The organism is Mesorhizobium sp. PL10 (assembly GCF_053714315.1).
Window position 1 is genome coordinate 130,753 of the sequence record NZ_JBSKBR010000006.1, and the last position, 14,906, is coordinate 145,658.

Sequence of the window (14,906 nt, forward strand, 5' to 3'; positions counted from 1 at the left end):
AAGGCACAATGGGTCGACAAGTGGTCTGCGCGCTTTTCGACCTTCGCTTCAGATATCACGAATATGCTGTAACGATTCGTCTCAAGATATCGAACAGAAGATGAACTTCCGCAGCTTCGATGCACGCAAGGCATCGACTCCATGCAGGAAAAGCATGGCCGTGCTCACGGGGCTTCAATGATAGGCTGTATGCAAATTGCGAGAGTCCAGACATGGCCGCCGACGAACAGCCAATGACATTCGAACAGTCCGTTCAGGCTGCCATAGAACTCGATGCGCCTCTCAACGAGCGGCTGGCGGTGATCGCGAGTGCAGTTCGCCGACTGAATTCGGATTTCGCTGACGCGGTTGACCGGCTGGTAGCGCGCCTCCGGGAGCAGGGGGCCGGGGCAAGTGCTCCCGCCCCCGGCGATGTCATGCCAGTATTCCTGCTGCCTGACGACGAGGGCAGGCTCGTGAGTCTGTCTGAAATCCTTGCCCACGGGCCGGCCGTCATAACCTTTCAGCGGGGACATTGGTGTCCCTATTGCCGCCTGAATGCGATCGGCATCGTCGAAGCCCAACAGGAGATTGCGACACTGGGCGGCCAGGTCGCGGTGATCATGCCTGAGCGGCGCAAATTCGCGAAGGCGATGAAGGCATCGGTTGGTGCGCAATTTCCTTTCCTGACCGATATGGACAATGGCTACGCTTTGTCCCTCAACCTCGCGATCTGGGTTGGAGCCGAGATGGAGCGCCTGATGGGCCTTGGCCTCGATCTGCCGAACTATCAGGGCAACAACAGCTGGTTCCTGCCGATCCCGGCTACCTTCGTTGTTGGAACTGATGGCATCATCACAGATCGGTTCGTCGATCCCGATTACCGTCGGCGAATGGACATCGACGACTTGATCGCCGCACTCAGGCGGGCTCGCTGACGCCAAATGTCGACCAGTCGGTCGATCGCAGGAGGTTGAGGAGCGTCATGGCCACCTGTGAGCGATGTCGGCCGGCGACCGCATATACGGCGACGATCCGCGAAACATCCAGATCACGCAGCTTGAGTCGGCGGACGTTGGGCGAGCGGGGTGCAGTCGTGGAGACAAAGCCAACGCCCGCATTGGCTTCCAGCAGCGCCAACAGGTCCTGATCGGTTTCAACCTCATGTGCGGTGCGAGGCGAAATTCCTCTGGCCGAGAGACCGCGCGACAGATCTTCGCTCGTTTCCCAGTCGATCCGACTGAGCACAGGCTCTGCGGCCAACTGGCTCAGCGCGACGTCCGCCTCGTTTCGGCGGGCAAGAGGGTGATCGGAGTTCACGACGAGTTCGATCCCTTCCTGGAAAAGCGGCCATGCGTCGAGCCGATCCCACGCCTGTCCCAGCGGGCCGGCAACCGCCAGTTCGACCTCGCCGTTCTTGAGGGCTTCGATGACAGCGGCCGGCGACCCGCGACTGATCTTGAGATGCACTCCAGGGTAAGCTCGGAAAAGCTCGGTGAAGGGTGAAACCAGCAGCGCTATGTTGATGCTGTTGGAAATGGTGACATTGAGTGGAGCGACGTCGCTGCTTTGCACTGCCTTGGCAAGAGATTTTGCGGAGGTGGCAGCATCGTAACATTGTTGCAGCAGTTGCAGCATGCGCCGGCCAAGCTCGGTCAGATGGGAATGCTGGCGCTCGCGCCGAAGCAGTTCCCCGCCCAACTCGTCTTCCAGGGTCTTGATGGCACGCGTCAGGGCCGGCTGCGTGACATTGCACTCTTCCGCTGCTCTGGTGAAATTAAGCGTGTTGGACAGGGCCAGAAAATAACGGACCTGCTGCATCTCCATGAATTTTCGCCCCCTCAGCGAAACGATCAATCATGAACTACGACATGTTCGCAGACTAATGCAATGGAAGGCTTCCGGCAAAGGAAGCTTAACAAGTGTGTACTATTGGGGTCGAGGCCTGTCTGGAATCTGGATTGTTCCGAGGCGCAAGTCAATTTTGAACGTGCGTCGCCATGATTTGCGCCGATGTTCTCATGCAAATCCGGTTCGTCACGTCCCAGGCACAACGGGCCGACACCAAGCGAGCATTGCTGGCGATATTGTACCGGTTTGAATCTCGACGTTCAAACCGCGCGTCCCCTGGCGGCGTCAACTTTCTGCACAATCGGATGGCCATGAACGCAGCAGCAGCAAAGTTCCCGGCAAAAACAAAAAAAATCTGACTAAAGACGTGTAACGACACCTCCGTTCCGCCGAACCTTGATAACGGGGAAATTCTTCCCCGCGAAAAAGGTAGGAGAACACTATGTTGAAATCGCTATGCGCAGCCATCGTTCTTTCCGCTGTCGGTGCTCTGCCGGCGATGGCTGACGATGCCATGATGAAATGCGACGATGCGTCGATGATGAAGATGCAGGCTGACATGGACGCGATGACCGGCGAAGCAATGAAGCCGCAGAAGGAAGCGGCAATGAAAGAGATGGAAATGGCCAAGGACGCTATGAAGGCTAACAAGGCGGACGATTGCATGATGCACATGGATATGGCCATGAAAGCAATGAAGAAGGGCTAAGCATATCTTATGCCTGCGACGGGGCCCGTTCGCGGGCTTCGTTTCTCTGACCGAACACCTCCGGCACCCTCGCTGGAAGGAGAACTGGCCGCGTGCAGCGGTTCCTAAAAGCCGATGTCGATATCGGGAGTCATTGGTCCGGCACCTTGGGCGGCTCGATCACGACCAAAGCGAATGAGCCGTTCGCGATCGAGGGCGGCGATGCTGCACGTCCCAAGACGCCTCTGCAGCATATCGAGGGCTGCGGCCTTGGGCCGGCGAGGGGACTTGCCTACATCGCACATGTCGTCGATATGAAGGTCGATGAGTTCGCCGAACGTTTTCAGGCGCGCCATACGGGGCTTGGTCGGCGTCTCACCACGATCGACCTGGCGCTCGGTGTCGGCTGCCCAGCGTCGTCTCGGTGAAGGAAGGTCTCGCTGACGTAGCGACCTTTGCAACGGACTGGAACACGCCGGGAGCCGGACGAGAGCTTTGTATAGGTGGCCATTTTTCGCGTGCGCTCCGTGTGCACTGAGAGATCGAAACGTGGCGAAAAGGGCCGTATTCTGGCGTAAATTCGTGTGCACCCGGCAGGTTATAACGATTCGATACTAAAGAAAAAATGCTGAAAAATCAAGATCATAGAGTGGCCATAGCCCCGATGGTGGACTGGACGGACCGGCATTGCCGATTCTTCCATCGCCAGCTGACGCGCCGCGCGCTGCTTTATACCGAGATGGTGGTGGCGGATGCTGTCATCCATGGTGCGCGTGAGCGGCTGCTTGGCTTTGACGAGACCGAACATCCGGTCGCGCTCCAGCTCGGCGGCTCCGATCCGCAGAAACTGGCCGAGGCGGCGCGCATCGGCGAGGCGTTCGGTTATGACGAGATCAACCTCAATGTCGGCTGCCCGTCGGACCGCGTCCAGTCGGGCACGTTCGGCGCCTGCCTGATGAAGGTGCCTGACCTCGTCGCCGACTGTGTTGCGGCGATGAAGGCCGCGGTGAAGATCCCGGTGACCGTAAAATGCCGCATCGGCGTCGACGAGCAGGATCCCGAGCCCGCGCTAAACGCGCTGACCGACGGCGTGTTCGCGGCTGGCGCCGACGCGCTCTGGGTGCACGCGCGCAAAGCCTGGCTGGAGGGGCTGAGCCCGAAGGAAAATCGCGATATCCCGCCGCTCGACTATGACAGGGTCTATCGTCTCAAAGCCGGAAAACCGAATAAATTCATTGGAATCAATGGCGGTATTCAATCGCTCGATGAGGCTGCCCGTCACCTCGACCATGTCGATGGCGCCATGCTTGGCCGCGCCGCCTACCACACGCCGGGCATTCTGGGGGGCGTCGATGCAGCGTTTTATGGGGCTGAACCCGGCGCATTCGATTTTGCCGCGCTGATCGACACGATGGCCGAGTACGCCGCGCGCCATATCGCGCATGGCGGCCGGCTCGGCCACGTCACCCGCCACATGGTTGGGCTGTTCCACGGTCTGCCTGGCGCGCGCCGCTTCCGGCAGATCCTGTCCACCGACGCAACGAAACCCGGTGCGGGACCGAATGTGCTGAAGGCAGCGTTCGCTGCCGTTGATTTCGACCGTGTTGAAAAGGCCGCTTAAGCGGTTCAGTCGCGTAAAATCATCCGGTCGCCGCGCACGTCGAAACCCGACAGCGAGCCTATAAAATTCATGCCGAGCAGGCTCTGGCTGAGCGTGCCAGGGGCTGCGACCATGACCTGCATGTTCTTGCGTACGATGCCACCGATCGCCAGTTCGTCGGTGCGCACCGACGCCGCGTGCGCCATGCCGTTGGCGGTCGAGACCGGGACGGTGAAGCTCAATGCTGCCGGGTTGAAGCCGGCGGCTTGCGCGTCTTCGGCCGTCAGCACCGTGCTGGTCGCGCCGGTGTCGACCACGGTGCGGATCGGCGCACCGTTGATGGTGATGCGGGCTTCGAAATGGCCGCTGTCGGCCTTGTCCAGAGTCACGGTCGCATGGCCGTCCTCAACGCCCAGCGCCAGCGGGCTGCCGGGAACGAGGCCGGCGGTCACCCGGCTGGCGAAATCCTGCAACTCGTAGCGGTACTGGTAGCCGGCGACGAGCGCCAGCACGATCACGGCCCAGGTGCCGAGATTGCGGGCCATGGCGCCGAGCGGCCTGCCGGATCGGATGAGGCCGGCGCTGACCAGCAGGCCGATCGCCCCCAGCCAGACCAGCCGGCTGAAATCGAAGTTCTCGATGCCGAACGTGCTGCCGGCGTCATTGTTGACCATCAGCAGCACCAGCCCGATGCCGACTGCCGCCATCACGATCCAGAACAGTCGGTTCATTGGGTCTGCCGTTTCACGAGAGGACGTCGCGCTCGCGCGCCATGCGGGTGCGGCGTGTTTCCCGGCGCGGCCGGCGCTCGACCGTTTCCAGCCGGGCCGGCAATTCCGCCATGACGTCGCGGCGGGTTTCCGGCGTCATTCCCAACCACGCGCCGATTTCATCGCGCGTGCGGCCGCAACCGAAGCAGAAGCCGGTTTTCATGTCGATCGAACAGACTAGGATGCACGGAGATTCGATGGCCGTCATGATGTTCTCTTGGGGATTCTCTTTGGAAATCCCTTGCCTCGCTTCCACATGGTGCAACGGCAAAGCCAATGCAAGCCCTCCGGATTTCGCCGCCGGCCGCCGCTTTTGCGGCACGGCCCAGTGTTGCGGCTTGGTGGTTGTGCCGCCCGGGCAAGGCGGCTATGCCGCTGGGCAATTCATCCAGGACGAGCACCGACGCCATGACCAGCGCACTGCCTTTCGACGATTTCCGCGATCTGCTGGCGAACCTGCCGCCGGCTGACGAGACGGCCGAAGCGCGCGTGCGCACGCTGTTTGCCAGGGCTGACAAGCCAGCGGGCTCGCTAGGCCGCATCGAGGACATCGCGGCATGGCTTGCCGCCTGGAGCGGGCGCGCGCCGCCGGCGGTGAACCGGCCCCTGGTGGCGATCTTCGCCGGCAACCATGGCGTCACCCGTCACGGCATTTCGCCGCGCGCTGTCGCGGCGACCGCCAATGCCGTCGAGCTTTGCGCCGCCGGTGGTGCGGCGATCAACCAGGTCTGCATCGCCAACGATCTCGGCCTCAAGGTGTTCGACCTGGCGCTGCACATTGCGACTGCCGATATCACTGAGGACGCGGCCCTCGACGAGCGCGGCTGCGCCGCCACCATGGCCTTCGGCATGGAAGCCATCGCCGGCGGCGCCGATCTGATCTGCCTCGGCGATCTCGGCGTCGGCAACTCCACCGTCGCGGCAGCCTTGTGCGCGGCCCTGTTCGGCGGCAGCGGCGCCGACTGGGTCGGTCCGGGATCGGGTGCAGACGCGGTCATGCAGGCGCGCAAGGCGGGAGTGGTCGATGCAGCCGTTGCCTTCCACGGCGCTGCTCTCAAGGACCCGCTGGAGGCACTGCGACGCGTGGGTGGCCGCGAGTTCGCTGCCATCGCCGGGGCCATCATCGCTGCCCGGATGCAGAAGATCCCGGTGCTGCTCGACGGCTTTGCCGCGACCGCCGCCGCCGCTGTGCTGCACGCCGCCAATCCCGCCGCACTCGACCATTGTCTGCTGGCCAGCCTGTCGCCGGAGCCCGGCCAAAGGCGCGCCGTCGAGCGGCTCGGCCTCAATCCGCTGTTCGATCTCGGCGTCAGCCACGGCGAGGGGGTGGGGGCAGCCCTTGCCGCCGGCCTGGTCAAGGCCGCCGCGCTTACCAGTTCGGGCATGGCCGCCGCGGTCAAAGGCTAAGCGACTCCGGCGATCAGCGCCGCCGCGCCGCCGCGGCCACCGTCTTGGTCGGCAGGGCCGGCAATTCCTCCATCACCCGGGTGAGCGGGAAGATGGCGATCGCCTCTGTGCCTTCACGCAATTTGGACTGAAGTTCGAATTCACCGCCATGCATGGCGAGCAGGCCCTGGACAATCGGCAGCCCGAGCCCGGTGCCCTGTTCGGCGCTCTTGATGGCGATCGAGCCCTGGCCGAAGGCGGACAGCACGATCGGGATTTCGTCTTCCGGAATGCCCGGCCCGTTGTCCTTGACCGAAATGTATTGGCCGCCGCCCGCCGTCCAGCCGACGCGCACACGAACTTCGCCGCCGGTGGCGGTGAATTTGATGGCGTTGGACAGAAGGTTGAGGATGATCTGCCGCACCGCGCGTTCGTCGGCGAACAGGCGCGGCAAGGCAATTTCAAAATCCTGGACGATGCGGATGTCCTTGTTGCGCGCCTTGAGCTCCATCATGTGGCAGCAATCTTCGGCGATGTTGAGCAGCATCACCGGCTCCTCGTTGAGCTGGTAGCGGCCGGCCTCGATGCGCGACAGGTCGAGGATTTCGTTGATCAGGTCGAGCAGATGCTGGCCGGAATCGTGCACGTCGCGGGCGTAGTCGCGATAGGTGGGGTTGCTCATCGGCCCCAGCACCTCATTGGCCATCACCTCGGAAAAACCGAGAATGGCGTTGAGCGGTGTTCTCAGCTCATGGCTCATCGAGGCAAGAAAGCGCGACTTCGCCAGATTGGCGTCTTCGGCCCGCCGACGGGCTTCGTCCGACATCGATTTTGCCGTCTCCACCTCGGCGAGCAGCGCGTCCTTTTCGGAGCGGAACGACAACAGCATCAGCGACGATTGATTGAGATGGCGCGCGATGTAGGCGAAGAACGGCAGCGCCGCGACCAGCAGTGCGACCATCATCGTCTCGACCGACATCCACAGTTTTGATTCGGCATAGGCATAGACCGCCACCGGAATGACGAAGGTGGCGAGCAGCGAGCCGCGCAAGGACGACGCCGTGATGGCGGTCGCCGCCATCACCAGCAGCAGCACCATCGCCTTGATCACCGGGAAATAATCGATCTGGCAAGCGGCGCAGCCGAGCCAGGCGAACCAGGCCCAGCCGAGGCCGCACAGCGAATGGCCGATCAGGAAATCCCGGCGTGTCACCAAAGGATCGAGTTCGGCCGCTTCGGTGCGTTCGACGCGCCGCGCCATTACGGCAACGATCGAATAGCAGATCAGCGTGAACAGCGCCCAGATGCTGATCTGCTTGTCCATGCCCGCCAGCAGCCCGGCCGCCGCGATCACCAGCACCAAAAGCGGAATGACGGTCGCACGTCCCACCATGGCGCGCGCATGCAGCCTTAGGAGCTCGCGGTCGAAGTCGAGATTGCCGACCTGTTGCGAAAGACGGTCGCGCGTCTTGCGCACCGCGCGCGCCACATCGCTGTTGCGGTGCGGTTTCCTGCGGTCCACAATGAATTTATCCGCTGTGTTCGAGCGTAGCAGAGGCATGGAAACTTCAATTTATGCGCGCAGCGATCTCAATTCGTTAAGCTACGTTCGAATGATTAAGAGACTGTTTGCCATATGAGCCGTTCGTGGTCGCCAAGGCCGCGCCGGCGATACTATCCGCCGCCGCCGCGAAGCCTGTGGCGCAAGCTGCTGGACTACGGGCTGACGATCATCCTGCTCGGCCTGCTGATCCTGCTCGCAGCGCGGCTCGACCGCTTCGAGACGCGCAAGGCGGAGGGCGCTGCGATCGTCAATGACGGCGATTCACTCACGCTTGGCACCGAGCGCATCCGCATGCGCGGCATCGATGCCCCGGAATACCAGCAGATATGCCGCAAGGACGGCGCCGACTATGCCTGCGGCAGGCTGGCGCGGCAGGCGCTGGTGCGGCTGATATCCGGCAATCCGGTGACCTGCAGCGGCTGGCAGCGCGACCGCTACGGCCGCCTGCTCGGCGAGTGCAAAGCGGGCGGCAAGGATCTCAACCGGGCACAGGTCGAGGCTGGCTGGGCCATTGCCTATGGCGACTACGAAACCGAGCAGGCCGTTGCCCGCGCCGGCAAGGCCGGCATCTGGGCCGGCACCTTTGATGCCCCGCAGGACTGGCGCGAAAGCCACCATGAAGGCCCGGTCGAAAGACGGCACGGCACGCTGGCTTCGATCGGCGACGCCTTGCGCGAAATCTTTCGCTTCCGATGAGGAGCGCGCCGTGTCCTATAGTCTGTCCGCAAGATCGGGAGGATTGAGATGAAACTGTTCGACGGTGGCCGCGCCCCCAATCCGCGGCGTGTCCGGGTCTTCCTAGCCGAGAAAGGCATCGAGGTGCCGCTGGTGCGGGTAGACATGGGCGCAATGGGTCACAAGCAAGAGCCGGTCAGTTCGCGCAACCCGCTGCGACGCCTGCCGGTGCTCGAGCTCGACGACGGCAGCATCATCACCGAATCCGTCGCCATCTGCCGCTATTTCGAGGAACTGCATCCAGAGCCGCCACTGTTCGGGCAAGGCGCGCTTGGCAAGGCAAAGGTCGAGATGTGGCAAAGGCGCATGGAGTTCAATCTGCTCAGTTGCGTCGCTCAGGCCTTTCGCCACATCCATCCGGCGATGAAGGAGTGGGAAATTCCGCAAATTCCTGAGTGGGGCGAAGCCAACAAGACGAAAGCGGTCGAGTTCCTGAACCTGCTCGACACCGAACTGGCAAACCGGGAATTCGCCGCCGGCGATAGCTATTCGATTGCCGACATCACCGGGATGATCGCCATCGATTTCATGAAACCGGCGCGCATCAAGGTACCGGACGAGTGCACCAATGTGCTGCGCTGGTATGCGGCAGTCTCCAGCCGGCCGAGCGCCTCTGCCTGAGATGGAGGCGAACCTCGAACGCCTGACGGCAAAGATCCGCGCCTGCCGCATCTGCGTCGACAATCCGGTCGGCCGGCCGCTGCCGCACGAGCCGCGTCCGGTGCTGCTGCCCTCATCCAGCGCCCGCATTCTGCTTGCCAGCCAGGCGCCGGGCACCAAGGTGCATTTATCCGGCATGCCATTCACCGACGCGTCAGGCGACCGTTTGCGCAGCTGGCTGGGTGTCAGCACCGACGAATTCTACGACACCGAAAAATTCGCCATCGTGCCGATGGGCTTTTGTTTCCCGGGCCAGGACGCCAAGGGCGGCGACCTGCCGCCGCGCCGCGAATGCGCGCCGGCATGGCGCGCGCCGCTGATGGCGCTGATGCCGCAGATCGATCTCGTGCTGACGATCGGCTCTTATGCGCAATCCTGGCATATGGGCGCCGCGCGCAGGCCGTCTTTGACTGAAACCGTGATGGGCTGGCGCGCCATCTGGGATGCGCCGGCCAACCCCAAGGTACTGCCGCTGCCGCATCCGTCATGGCGCAACACCGGCTGGCTGAAGCAGAATCCATGGTTTGAAATGGATTTGCTGCCCTTCCTGAGATCGGAAATCCGCTATCGCATTGCTTAAGCTTTAAGCAAGATATCACTCGCTTTTGTGCCATTCGGCAGAATTTCTTTCTTGTGAAAGGCCTAAATAAGAGGGAGTATAGCCAATCTATTCCCAAAGCGCGCCGCGCCCGAGGGAACGCGGCCTGCACCAGGGAGCACCTCAATGGATCGCCTCGACAGAAAAATTCTCCGCCTCCTGCAGGAGGACGCGACGCTCGCGGTTGCCGATGTCGCCAAGAAAGTCGGCCTGTCGACGACGCCCTGCTGGCGCCGCATTCAGAAGCTCGAGGAAGAGGGCGTTATCAAGCGGCGCGTCGCCATTCTCGACCATGAGAAGGTCAATGTGCGCGTCACGGTCTTCGTGTCGATCCGCACCAATTCGCACAGCCATGAATGGCTGCGCCGCTTCTCCGAAGTCATCCAGGAATTTCCCGAAGTGGTCGAGTTCTACCGCATGAGCGGCGACGTCGACTATCTCCTGCGCGTGGTTGTGCCCGACATCGCCGCCTACGACGCCTTCTACAAGCGGCTGATCGCCAAGATCGAGATCCGCGACGTGTCGTCGTCCTTCGCCATGGAGCAGATCAAATACACGACCGAAATGCCGCTGGACTACATGGTGCTGGACAAGGAATCGGGCGCCAACGCCGCTTGAGGCTCAACCCGCTAGTTCTTCTTTTTGTTGAGAAAAGTCCAAGGCGAGTTGACCGGCAGCGTTATCGTGTCCGGCACGGTGTCGACAGCCGCCACCTCGGCCTTGTGCACGGTATAGCCGGACTGGATGATGCTGACGCCGTCGAGAATGAACAGTTGGCTCTTCTCCATGCCGGGCTGCAAGGCGCCGGTCACGGCAACTGCTTCATAGGCTTCCGACATCTTGTAGGGATGGGCCGGCGTCACCAGCACGATCTGGTTCGGCGGCGGCGTCGGCATGTGGCTGCAGGCGCCCGTCCACGGCACCAGAAGGAATTGGTAGACGAGGTCGCCGTCGCGGTCGACCGGCAATGCATAGCCGGCTAATTGTATCGTCTTGTCCTGCAGATTTGTAGACAGCGTCTCGCCATGATCGGGCAGTTTTGCCGCGATCATCGGCAGGCCGGCATCCTCGGCCACCGCTTGTGTGGCCGGACGCAGATCCTTCCAGAAGATGCGCGCGGTTTGGCCCGACGCGTTGGTTGCGATGAACACCAACAACGCGGCTGCAAGCGCCGGGGTCGATTTGAGAGGACTGCTCATCCGTTGCTTCCTTTGGGCAGAAGTAAAGACGCCGTGGCCGATCGCGTCAACGTTCGAGCCGCATCACATGTCTGCGAGAACCGGCCATGCCGATCTCATGAAACCCGCGAGCGGCGAACATGTCGCGAAATCCCATGAAACGGTAGCTCGGCGATGCCGGGTCGACGGGGTAGGCCTCGATCGTGCTGGCGCCCTTGGCAAAGGCGTGATCGATGGCGGCGTCAAGCAGCGCTGCCGCCAGCCCGCCGCCGCGCAGCGCTCTTGGAACATAGAAGCAGACGATCGACCAGATGCCCGTCTCGCCATCGTGCTGTTGCGGCGACAGCTTGCGGTAGGTCTGGCGTGGCGCGACCGAGCACCAGCCGACAGTCTTGCCATCGAGCTCGGCGAGAATGCCGACCGGCGTGCCGGCCTCGACGAGCGCCATCATGGCCTGTTTCAGCTCAGCGTGCCGGACATGCTCGCGGCGACCGGGCAGGGGCCGCCAGGCCATGCACCAGCAATATTTCGGCCCGCCTGCGCTTCGAAGAGGCCCTCGAAATCGGTTCGCGTCATTCGCGTCACCGCGCTGAACCGGACTTTGTCCAGGTCAGGCTTTTCTGGCGGCGATCCGCTCGAGCGTCTTGGCATTGCTCAGTTCCCGCACCGCGTCCTTGCCGATCCAGCGCGCTGTCTTGTCCGGTGACATAGCGAGCTTCTGCGCGACGGAAAGGGCAGCGCCGTGCATCTCCATCGAGCGCTTGCCGATCGAACGAAGCGCCCAGTTTACCGCCTTCTTCACGAAATTGCGGCCATCGGTGGCGTGCGCTTCAATGATCGGCAGGAAGCCGAGGAAAGTCGCTACCGGCTCTTGCTTCCGCTGAACGACAGACCAGGCCATCATGGCAAAGGCCGTGCGTCGAACGAATTCCCGTTCGTCCGCCGCGAACTCTTCGACCAGTTCCTTCCAGGCGTCCGTGTCGACGAAGAGATCGGAGACGCCGTCAACGATATCCCAGGAATCGAAGGACGCCGCCCATTGCCTTGCATCCGCTGCGGAAAAGCGCTTCGGGTCGGCCGTGACGGATGCGATGAACTGCGCCTCCATGATGCCGGTCTGCCAAAGCTCGAACGCTCGCTCGTGGTTGCGTTTGATCTTCCTGGCGATCTGCCGCTGCATGCCATGCGAAATGCCGAGCGCCCGCTCGATCCTGATGCCATAGCGCAGCATGCCGCGGCGATTTTCTTCCGAGCCGATCGACCGCAAATGCGCGACAATCTCGTCGGCGCTGGATTGGGGCGAAAGCTCGGTCATCCCAGCTTATTTCTCCAGGCGCGCCAGCAACGACGACGTGTCCCAGCGCTTGCCGCCCATCGCCTGCACATCCTTGTAGAACTGGTCGACGAGGGCGGTCACCGGCAGTTTCGCTCCATTGCGGTCGGCTTCATCGAGGCAGATGCCGAGATCCTTGCGCATCCAGTCGACGGCAAAGCCGAAATCATACTTGCCGGCATTCATCGTCTTGTGGCGGTTCTCCATCTGCCAGGAACCGGCCGCGCCCTTGGAGATCACCTCGATCACCTTCTCGATGTCGAGCCCTGCCTTCTTGCCGAAATGGATGCCTTCGGCCAGCCCCTGCACCAGCCCGGCAATGGTGATCTGGTTGATCATCTTGGTGAGCTGGCCGGCGCCCGACGCCCCCATCAGCCCGACCATGCGGGCAAAGGCGTCGATGACCGGTTTGGCCTTGTCGAAGGCGCTCTGCTCGCCGCCGACCATCACCGTCAGCACGCCGTTTTCGGCGCCCGCCTGGCCGCCGGAGACCGGCGCGTCGAGGAAGGAAAAGCCGGCCTTTTCAGCGGCTTCGGCCAGTTCGCGCGCCACCTCGGCCGAGGCTGTGGTGTTGTCGATGAAAACGGAGCCTTTCTTCATAGCGGCGAACGCGCCCTTGGCCCCGGTCGTTACCGAGCGCAGGTCGTCGTCATTGCCGACACACGAGAAGACGAAATCCTGGCCCTCTGCCGCCTCGGCCGGCGTCAAAGCAAGCTTGCCGCCATGCTGGGCCACCCATTGCTCGGCTTTCACGGCCGTGCGGTTGTAGACGGTGACCTCGTGGCCGCCTTTGTTCCTGAGGTGCCCGGCCATGGGATAGCCCATCACGCCCAGACCAAGAAATGCCACAGATGCCATAGGTTTGCCCTTCAGATGGAACGAAATTTGCTGCGAAAGCTCTAGGCTCTGCGCGCAATTCGTCAAGACGTGCATGGGCCGATCGACTGGTGCAGCTGACCAGTCAGCGCTTCAGATGTATGGTGATGCGGCGTTCGATCCATTCAACGCCATGGCGCAAGATCTCGACCATCACCAGATAGACAAGGGCGACCCAGATATAGGCCTGGATGTCGAACGAGTTGGCAAAGGCAAGCTTGGCCTGACCCATCAAATCGTAGACGGTGATGATGGCGACGATAGCCGAGGCCTTGACCATCAGGATCAACTCGTTGCCATAGGGACGCAAGGCGACGATCAACGCCTGCGGCAGGATGATCTTTCGCAGCGTCTGCAATTTGTGGAGGCCGAGCGAGGCGGCGCCTTCCCACTGGCCTCTTGGCACGCTTTCGATGGCGCCGCGCAGGATTTCGGCCTGATAGGCGGCGGTGTTGAGTGCGAAGGCAAACACACCGCAATTGAAAGCGTCTTTGAAAAAATCCCAGAGGCCAATCGTTTGAAGTTCAGCCCTGAACGATCCCAGGCCGTAGTAGACCAGATATGTCTGGACCAGCAGCGGCGTGCCGCGGAAGAAATAGACATAGCAATAGGCGAGGCCGGACAAGAGCCGGTTGCTGGACATACGTCCATAGGCGACCGGCACCGACAGGATCGCTCCGAGCACCATCGATATGCAGACCAGCAACAACGTGGTTTGAAGGCCCTTGAGATAGGCCGGGGCATATTTGGCGAAGAAGTCGGCGTTCCAGGCAAAGATCAGGTAACTGACGATGCCGAGGCCGAACAGGATCCAGAAGCCGACCATCGCATAGCCGATGACACGGCTGCGCGGCCACCCACGCGCCCGTGGTGGCGGCCGTTCGACCATGGTGGCGGTGACGCTCATCGTTGTGCCTCTCGCCGGCCGAGCGAGCGCAGGATCGCGCTGGTGGCAAAGGATGAAACGATGGCCAGACCGAGGAAGACCAGGGCCGCAACGCCATAGAACAGGAAAGCGTGCTTGGTAACGCGGGCAGCAGTGTAGGCATTGCGCAGCGTCTCGGCGAGGCCGACGACCGACACGAGCGACGTATCCTTGAGCAGGCTGAGCCAGCAGTTCTCAAGTCCGGGAAATGCAATGCGAAGGAGTTGCGGCAAGATCACCTTGCGCATGGTCAGCCAGTTCGACAGGCCGATGGCATAGCCGCCCTCATACTGGCCTTTCGGTATGGCACGAAAGGCTGAAAGAAACACCTCGCTGGCATAGGATGAAAAGATCAGCGACAGCACGATCATGCCGGCGACGAAGCTGTTGACGTCGACGGTCGCGTCGGGCCGGAAATATCGCACGAGATGCTGCAGCAGGATTGGCACGCCAAAGAAAAACAGGAACAGCGTCACCAGTTCCGGCAAGCCGCGGAAGACGGTGGTGTAGATATTGGCGGCAAGCCGCAGCGACGGTTCTTCGGACTGTTTGGCCCAGGCGACGAAGAAGCCGATCGTCAAGCCGATGGGCAGTGTCGCCAGCGCAAGCGCGATGGTGACCAGTGCGCCATAGGCAATATCGTCAATCCAGCCATCGGGTCCCCAACTCAGAAGTATCCATATGTTCTGGCTTGGCATTGACGGGTCTTGTCTCCACGGCGATCAGAGATGAGGAAGGCGGCGGGGAAAAACCCCGCCGCTGT

19 protein-coding genes are annotated in these 14,906 nt (G+C 62.0%); 9 read left to right on the forward strand and 10 right to left on the reverse strand.

Annotation, left to right across the window (positions count from 1 at the left end; genetic code table 11):
• The first annotated feature begins 212 nt into the window (after positions 1–212).
• Positions 213–917: a peroxiredoxin-like family protein gene (locus tag ACWGTO_RS12000; RefSeq protein ID WP_454575066.1), complete on the forward strand. Its 705-nt coding sequence runs from the start codon at positions 213–215 to the stop codon at positions 915–917.
• Here ACWGTO_RS12000 and ACWGTO_RS12005 read toward each other — a convergent pair.
• Positions 901–1,806, reverse strand: coding sequence for a LysR family transcriptional regulator (locus tag ACWGTO_RS12005; protein ID WP_454575067.1), 906 nt, complete (start codon positions 1,804–1,806; stop codon positions 901–903). The genes ACWGTO_RS12000 and ACWGTO_RS12005 overlap by 17 nt on opposite strands.
• Before the next feature lie 523 nt (positions 1,807–2,329).
• Here ACWGTO_RS12005 and ACWGTO_RS12010 point away from each other — a divergent pair.
• From ACWGTO_RS12010 to dusA, 3 genes are all read left to right on the forward strand, one after another.
• Entirely contained in the window at positions 2,330–2,539 is a 210-nt protein-coding gene (locus tag ACWGTO_RS12010) for a hypothetical protein (protein ID WP_454575068.1), read from the forward strand.
• A gap of 92 nt (positions 2,540–2,631) precedes the next feature.
• Positions 2,632–2,946 carry a hypothetical protein gene (locus ACWGTO_RS12015; RefSeq protein WP_454575069.1) on the forward strand — a complete coding sequence of 105 codons (315 nt, stop codon included), beginning with the start codon at positions 2,632–2,634 and terminating at the stop codon, positions 2,944–2,946.
• Positions 2,947–3,143: 197 nt separating this feature from the next.
• Positions 3,144–4,139 carry a tRNA dihydrouridine(20/20a) synthase DusA gene (gene dusA / locus ACWGTO_RS12020; protein WP_454575070.1) on the forward strand — a complete coding sequence of 332 codons (996 nt, stop codon included), beginning with the start codon at positions 3,144–3,146 and terminating at the stop codon, positions 4,137–4,139.
• A 5-nt stretch (positions 4,140–4,144) separates the two neighbouring features.
• Here the strand turns inward: dusA and ACWGTO_RS12025 are convergent, their stop codons facing one another.
• Positions 4,145–4,849, reverse strand: a complete 705-nt coding sequence (locus tag ACWGTO_RS12025) for a TIGR02281 family clan AA aspartic protease (protein ID WP_454575071.1) — start codon at positions 4,847–4,849, stop codon at positions 4,145–4,147.
• Positions 4,850–4,862: 13 nt separating this feature from the next.
• Positions 4,863–5,096, reverse strand: coding sequence for a DUF1289 domain-containing protein (locus ACWGTO_RS12030; protein ID WP_454575072.1), 234 nt, complete (start codon positions 5,094–5,096; stop codon positions 4,863–4,865).
• 200 nt (positions 5,097–5,296) lie between these two features.
• Between ACWGTO_RS12030 and ACWGTO_RS12035 the strand changes: the two genes are divergently transcribed.
• Entirely contained in the window at positions 5,297–6,295 is a 999-nt protein-coding gene (locus ACWGTO_RS12035; protein ID WP_454575073.1) for a nicotinate-nucleotide--dimethylbenzimidazole phosphoribosyltransferase, read from the forward strand.
• Between the two features lie 13 nt (positions 6,296–6,308).
• Here the strand turns inward: ACWGTO_RS12035 and ACWGTO_RS12040 are convergent, their stop codons facing one another.
• Entirely contained in the window at positions 6,309–7,835 is a 1,527-nt protein-coding gene (locus tag ACWGTO_RS12040) for a sensor histidine kinase (protein ID WP_454575074.1), read from the reverse strand.
• Between the two features lie 75 nt (positions 7,836–7,910).
• Between ACWGTO_RS12040 and ACWGTO_RS12045 the strand changes: the two genes are divergently transcribed.
• From ACWGTO_RS12045 to ACWGTO_RS12060, 4 genes are all read left to right on the forward strand, one after another.
• Positions 7,911–8,534 (forward strand): thermonuclease family protein, encoded by a 624-nt coding sequence (locus ACWGTO_RS12045; RefSeq protein WP_454575075.1) that lies wholly within the window; start codon positions 7,911–7,913, stop codon positions 8,532–8,534.
• 48 nt (positions 8,535–8,582) lie between these two features.
• Positions 8,583–9,194, forward strand: coding sequence for a glutathione S-transferase (locus ACWGTO_RS12050; RefSeq protein ID WP_454575076.1), 612 nt, complete (start codon positions 8,583–8,585; stop codon positions 9,192–9,194).
• Between the two features lies 1 nt (position 9,195).
• A complete protein-coding gene (locus ACWGTO_RS12055; protein WP_454575077.1) occupies positions 9,196–9,813 on the forward strand; it encodes a uracil-DNA glycosylase family protein in 618 nt (205 codons plus the stop codon).
• 144 nt (positions 9,814–9,957) lie between these two features.
• On the forward strand, positions 9,958–10,449 hold the full coding sequence (locus ACWGTO_RS12060; protein WP_006333679.1) for an Lrp/AsnC family transcriptional regulator: 492 nt from the start codon (positions 9,958–9,960) through the stop codon (positions 10,447–10,449).
• Between the two features lie 11 nt (positions 10,450–10,460).
• Here ACWGTO_RS12060 and ACWGTO_RS12065 read toward each other — a convergent pair whose 3' ends face one another.
• From ACWGTO_RS12065 to ACWGTO_RS12090, 6 genes are all read right to left on the reverse strand, one after another.
• On the reverse strand, positions 10,461–11,030 hold the full coding sequence (locus ACWGTO_RS12065) for a DUF3299 domain-containing protein (protein ID WP_454575078.1): 570 nt from the start codon (positions 11,028–11,030) through the stop codon (positions 10,461–10,463).
• Between the two features lie 46 nt (positions 11,031–11,076).
• Positions 11,077–11,523: a GNAT family N-acetyltransferase gene (locus ACWGTO_RS12070; protein WP_454575079.1), complete on the reverse strand. Its 447-nt coding sequence runs from the start codon at positions 11,521–11,523 to the stop codon at positions 11,077–11,079.
• A gap of 96 nt (positions 11,524–11,619) precedes the next feature.
• Positions 11,620–12,324, reverse strand: a complete 705-nt coding sequence (locus ACWGTO_RS12075; RefSeq protein ID WP_454575080.1) for a DNA alkylation repair protein — start codon at positions 12,322–12,324, stop codon at positions 11,620–11,622.
• 6 nt (positions 12,325–12,330) lie between these two features.
• Positions 12,331–13,200: an NAD(P)-dependent oxidoreductase gene (locus tag ACWGTO_RS12080; RefSeq protein ID WP_454575081.1), complete on the reverse strand. Its 870-nt coding sequence runs from the start codon at positions 13,198–13,200 to the stop codon at positions 12,331–12,333.
• 103 nt (positions 13,201–13,303) lie between these two features.
• Positions 13,304–14,125, reverse strand: coding sequence for an ABC transporter permease (locus tag ACWGTO_RS12085; RefSeq protein WP_454575082.1), 822 nt, complete (start codon positions 14,123–14,125; stop codon positions 13,304–13,306).
• The gene (locus ACWGTO_RS12090; protein WP_454575083.1) at positions 14,122–14,841 is read right to left on the reverse strand and encodes an ABC transporter permease; all 720 of its coding nucleotides are present in this window, start codon (positions 14,839–14,841) and stop codon (positions 14,122–14,124) included. Before ACWGTO_RS12090 ends, ACWGTO_RS12085 begins: the two co-directional genes overlap by 4 nt.
• Between the last annotated feature and the right edge of the window lie 65 nt (positions 14,842–14,906).

Bases quoted from the DNA above. Each gene is read 5' to 3' on its own strand.
- ACWGTO_RS12025 (WP_454575071.1), bottom strand. From the start codon at position 4,849: ATGAACCGACTGTTCTGGATCGTGATGGCGGCAGTCGGCATCGGGCTG.
- ACWGTO_RS12065 (WP_454575078.1), bottom strand. From the start codon at position 11,030: ATGAGCAGTCCTCTCAAATCGACCCCGGCGCTTGCAGCCGCGTTGTTG.
- ACWGTO_RS12080 (WP_454575081.1), bottom strand. From the start codon at position 13,200: ATGGCATCTGTGGCATTTCTTGGTCTGGGCGTGATGGGCTATCCCATG.
- ACWGTO_RS12035 (WP_454575073.1), top strand. From the start codon at position 5,297: ATGACCAGCGCACTGCCTTTCGACGATTTCCGCGATCTGCTGGCGAAC.
- ACWGTO_RS12000 (WP_454575066.1), top strand. From the start codon at position 213: ATGGCCGCCGACGAACAGCCAATGACATTCGAACAGTCCGTTCAGGCT.
- ACWGTO_RS12045 (WP_454575075.1), top strand. From the start codon at position 7,911: ATGAGCCGTTCGTGGTCGCCAAGGCCGCGCCGGCGATACTATCCGCCG.
- ACWGTO_RS12090 (WP_454575083.1), bottom strand. From the start codon at position 14,841: ATGCCAAGCCAGAACATATGGATACTTCTGAGTTGGGGACCCGATGGC.
- ACWGTO_RS12060 (WP_006333679.1), top strand. From the start codon at position 9,958: ATGGATCGCCTCGACAGAAAAATTCTCCGCCTCCTGCAGGAGGACGCG.
- ACWGTO_RS12040 (WP_454575074.1), bottom strand. From the start codon at position 7,835: ATGCCTCTGCTACGCTCGAACACAGCGGATAAATTCATTGTGGACCGC.
- ACWGTO_RS12030 (WP_454575072.1), bottom strand. From the start codon at position 5,096: ATGACGGCCATCGAATCTCCGTGCATCCTAGTCTGTTCGATCGACATG.
- ACWGTO_RS12005 (WP_454575067.1), bottom strand. From the start codon at position 1,806: ATGGAGATGCAGCAGGTCCGTTATTTTCTGGCCCTGTCCAACACGCTT.
- ACWGTO_RS12010 (WP_454575068.1), top strand. From the start codon at position 2,330: ATGGCTGACGATGCCATGATGAAATGCGACGATGCGTCGATGATGAAG.
- ACWGTO_RS12085 (WP_454575082.1), bottom strand. From the start codon at position 14,125: ATGAGCGTCACCGCCACCATGGTCGAACGGCCGCCACCACGGGCGCGT.
- ACWGTO_RS12050 (WP_454575076.1), top strand. From the start codon at position 8,583: ATGAAACTGTTCGACGGTGGCCGCGCCCCCAATCCGCGGCGTGTCCGG.
- ACWGTO_RS12070 (WP_454575079.1), bottom strand. From the start codon at position 11,523: ATGGCCTGGCGGCCCCTGCCCGGTCGCCGCGAGCATGTCCGGCACGCT.
- ACWGTO_RS12055 (WP_454575077.1), top strand. From the start codon at position 9,196: ATGGAGGCGAACCTCGAACGCCTGACGGCAAAGATCCGCGCCTGCCGC.
- dusA (WP_454575070.1), top strand. From the start codon at position 3,144: ATGCTGAAAAATCAAGATCATAGAGTGGCCATAGCCCCGATGGTGGAC.
- ACWGTO_RS12075 (WP_454575080.1), bottom strand. From the start codon at position 12,324: ATGACCGAGCTTTCGCCCCAATCCAGCGCCGACGAGATTGTCGCGCAT.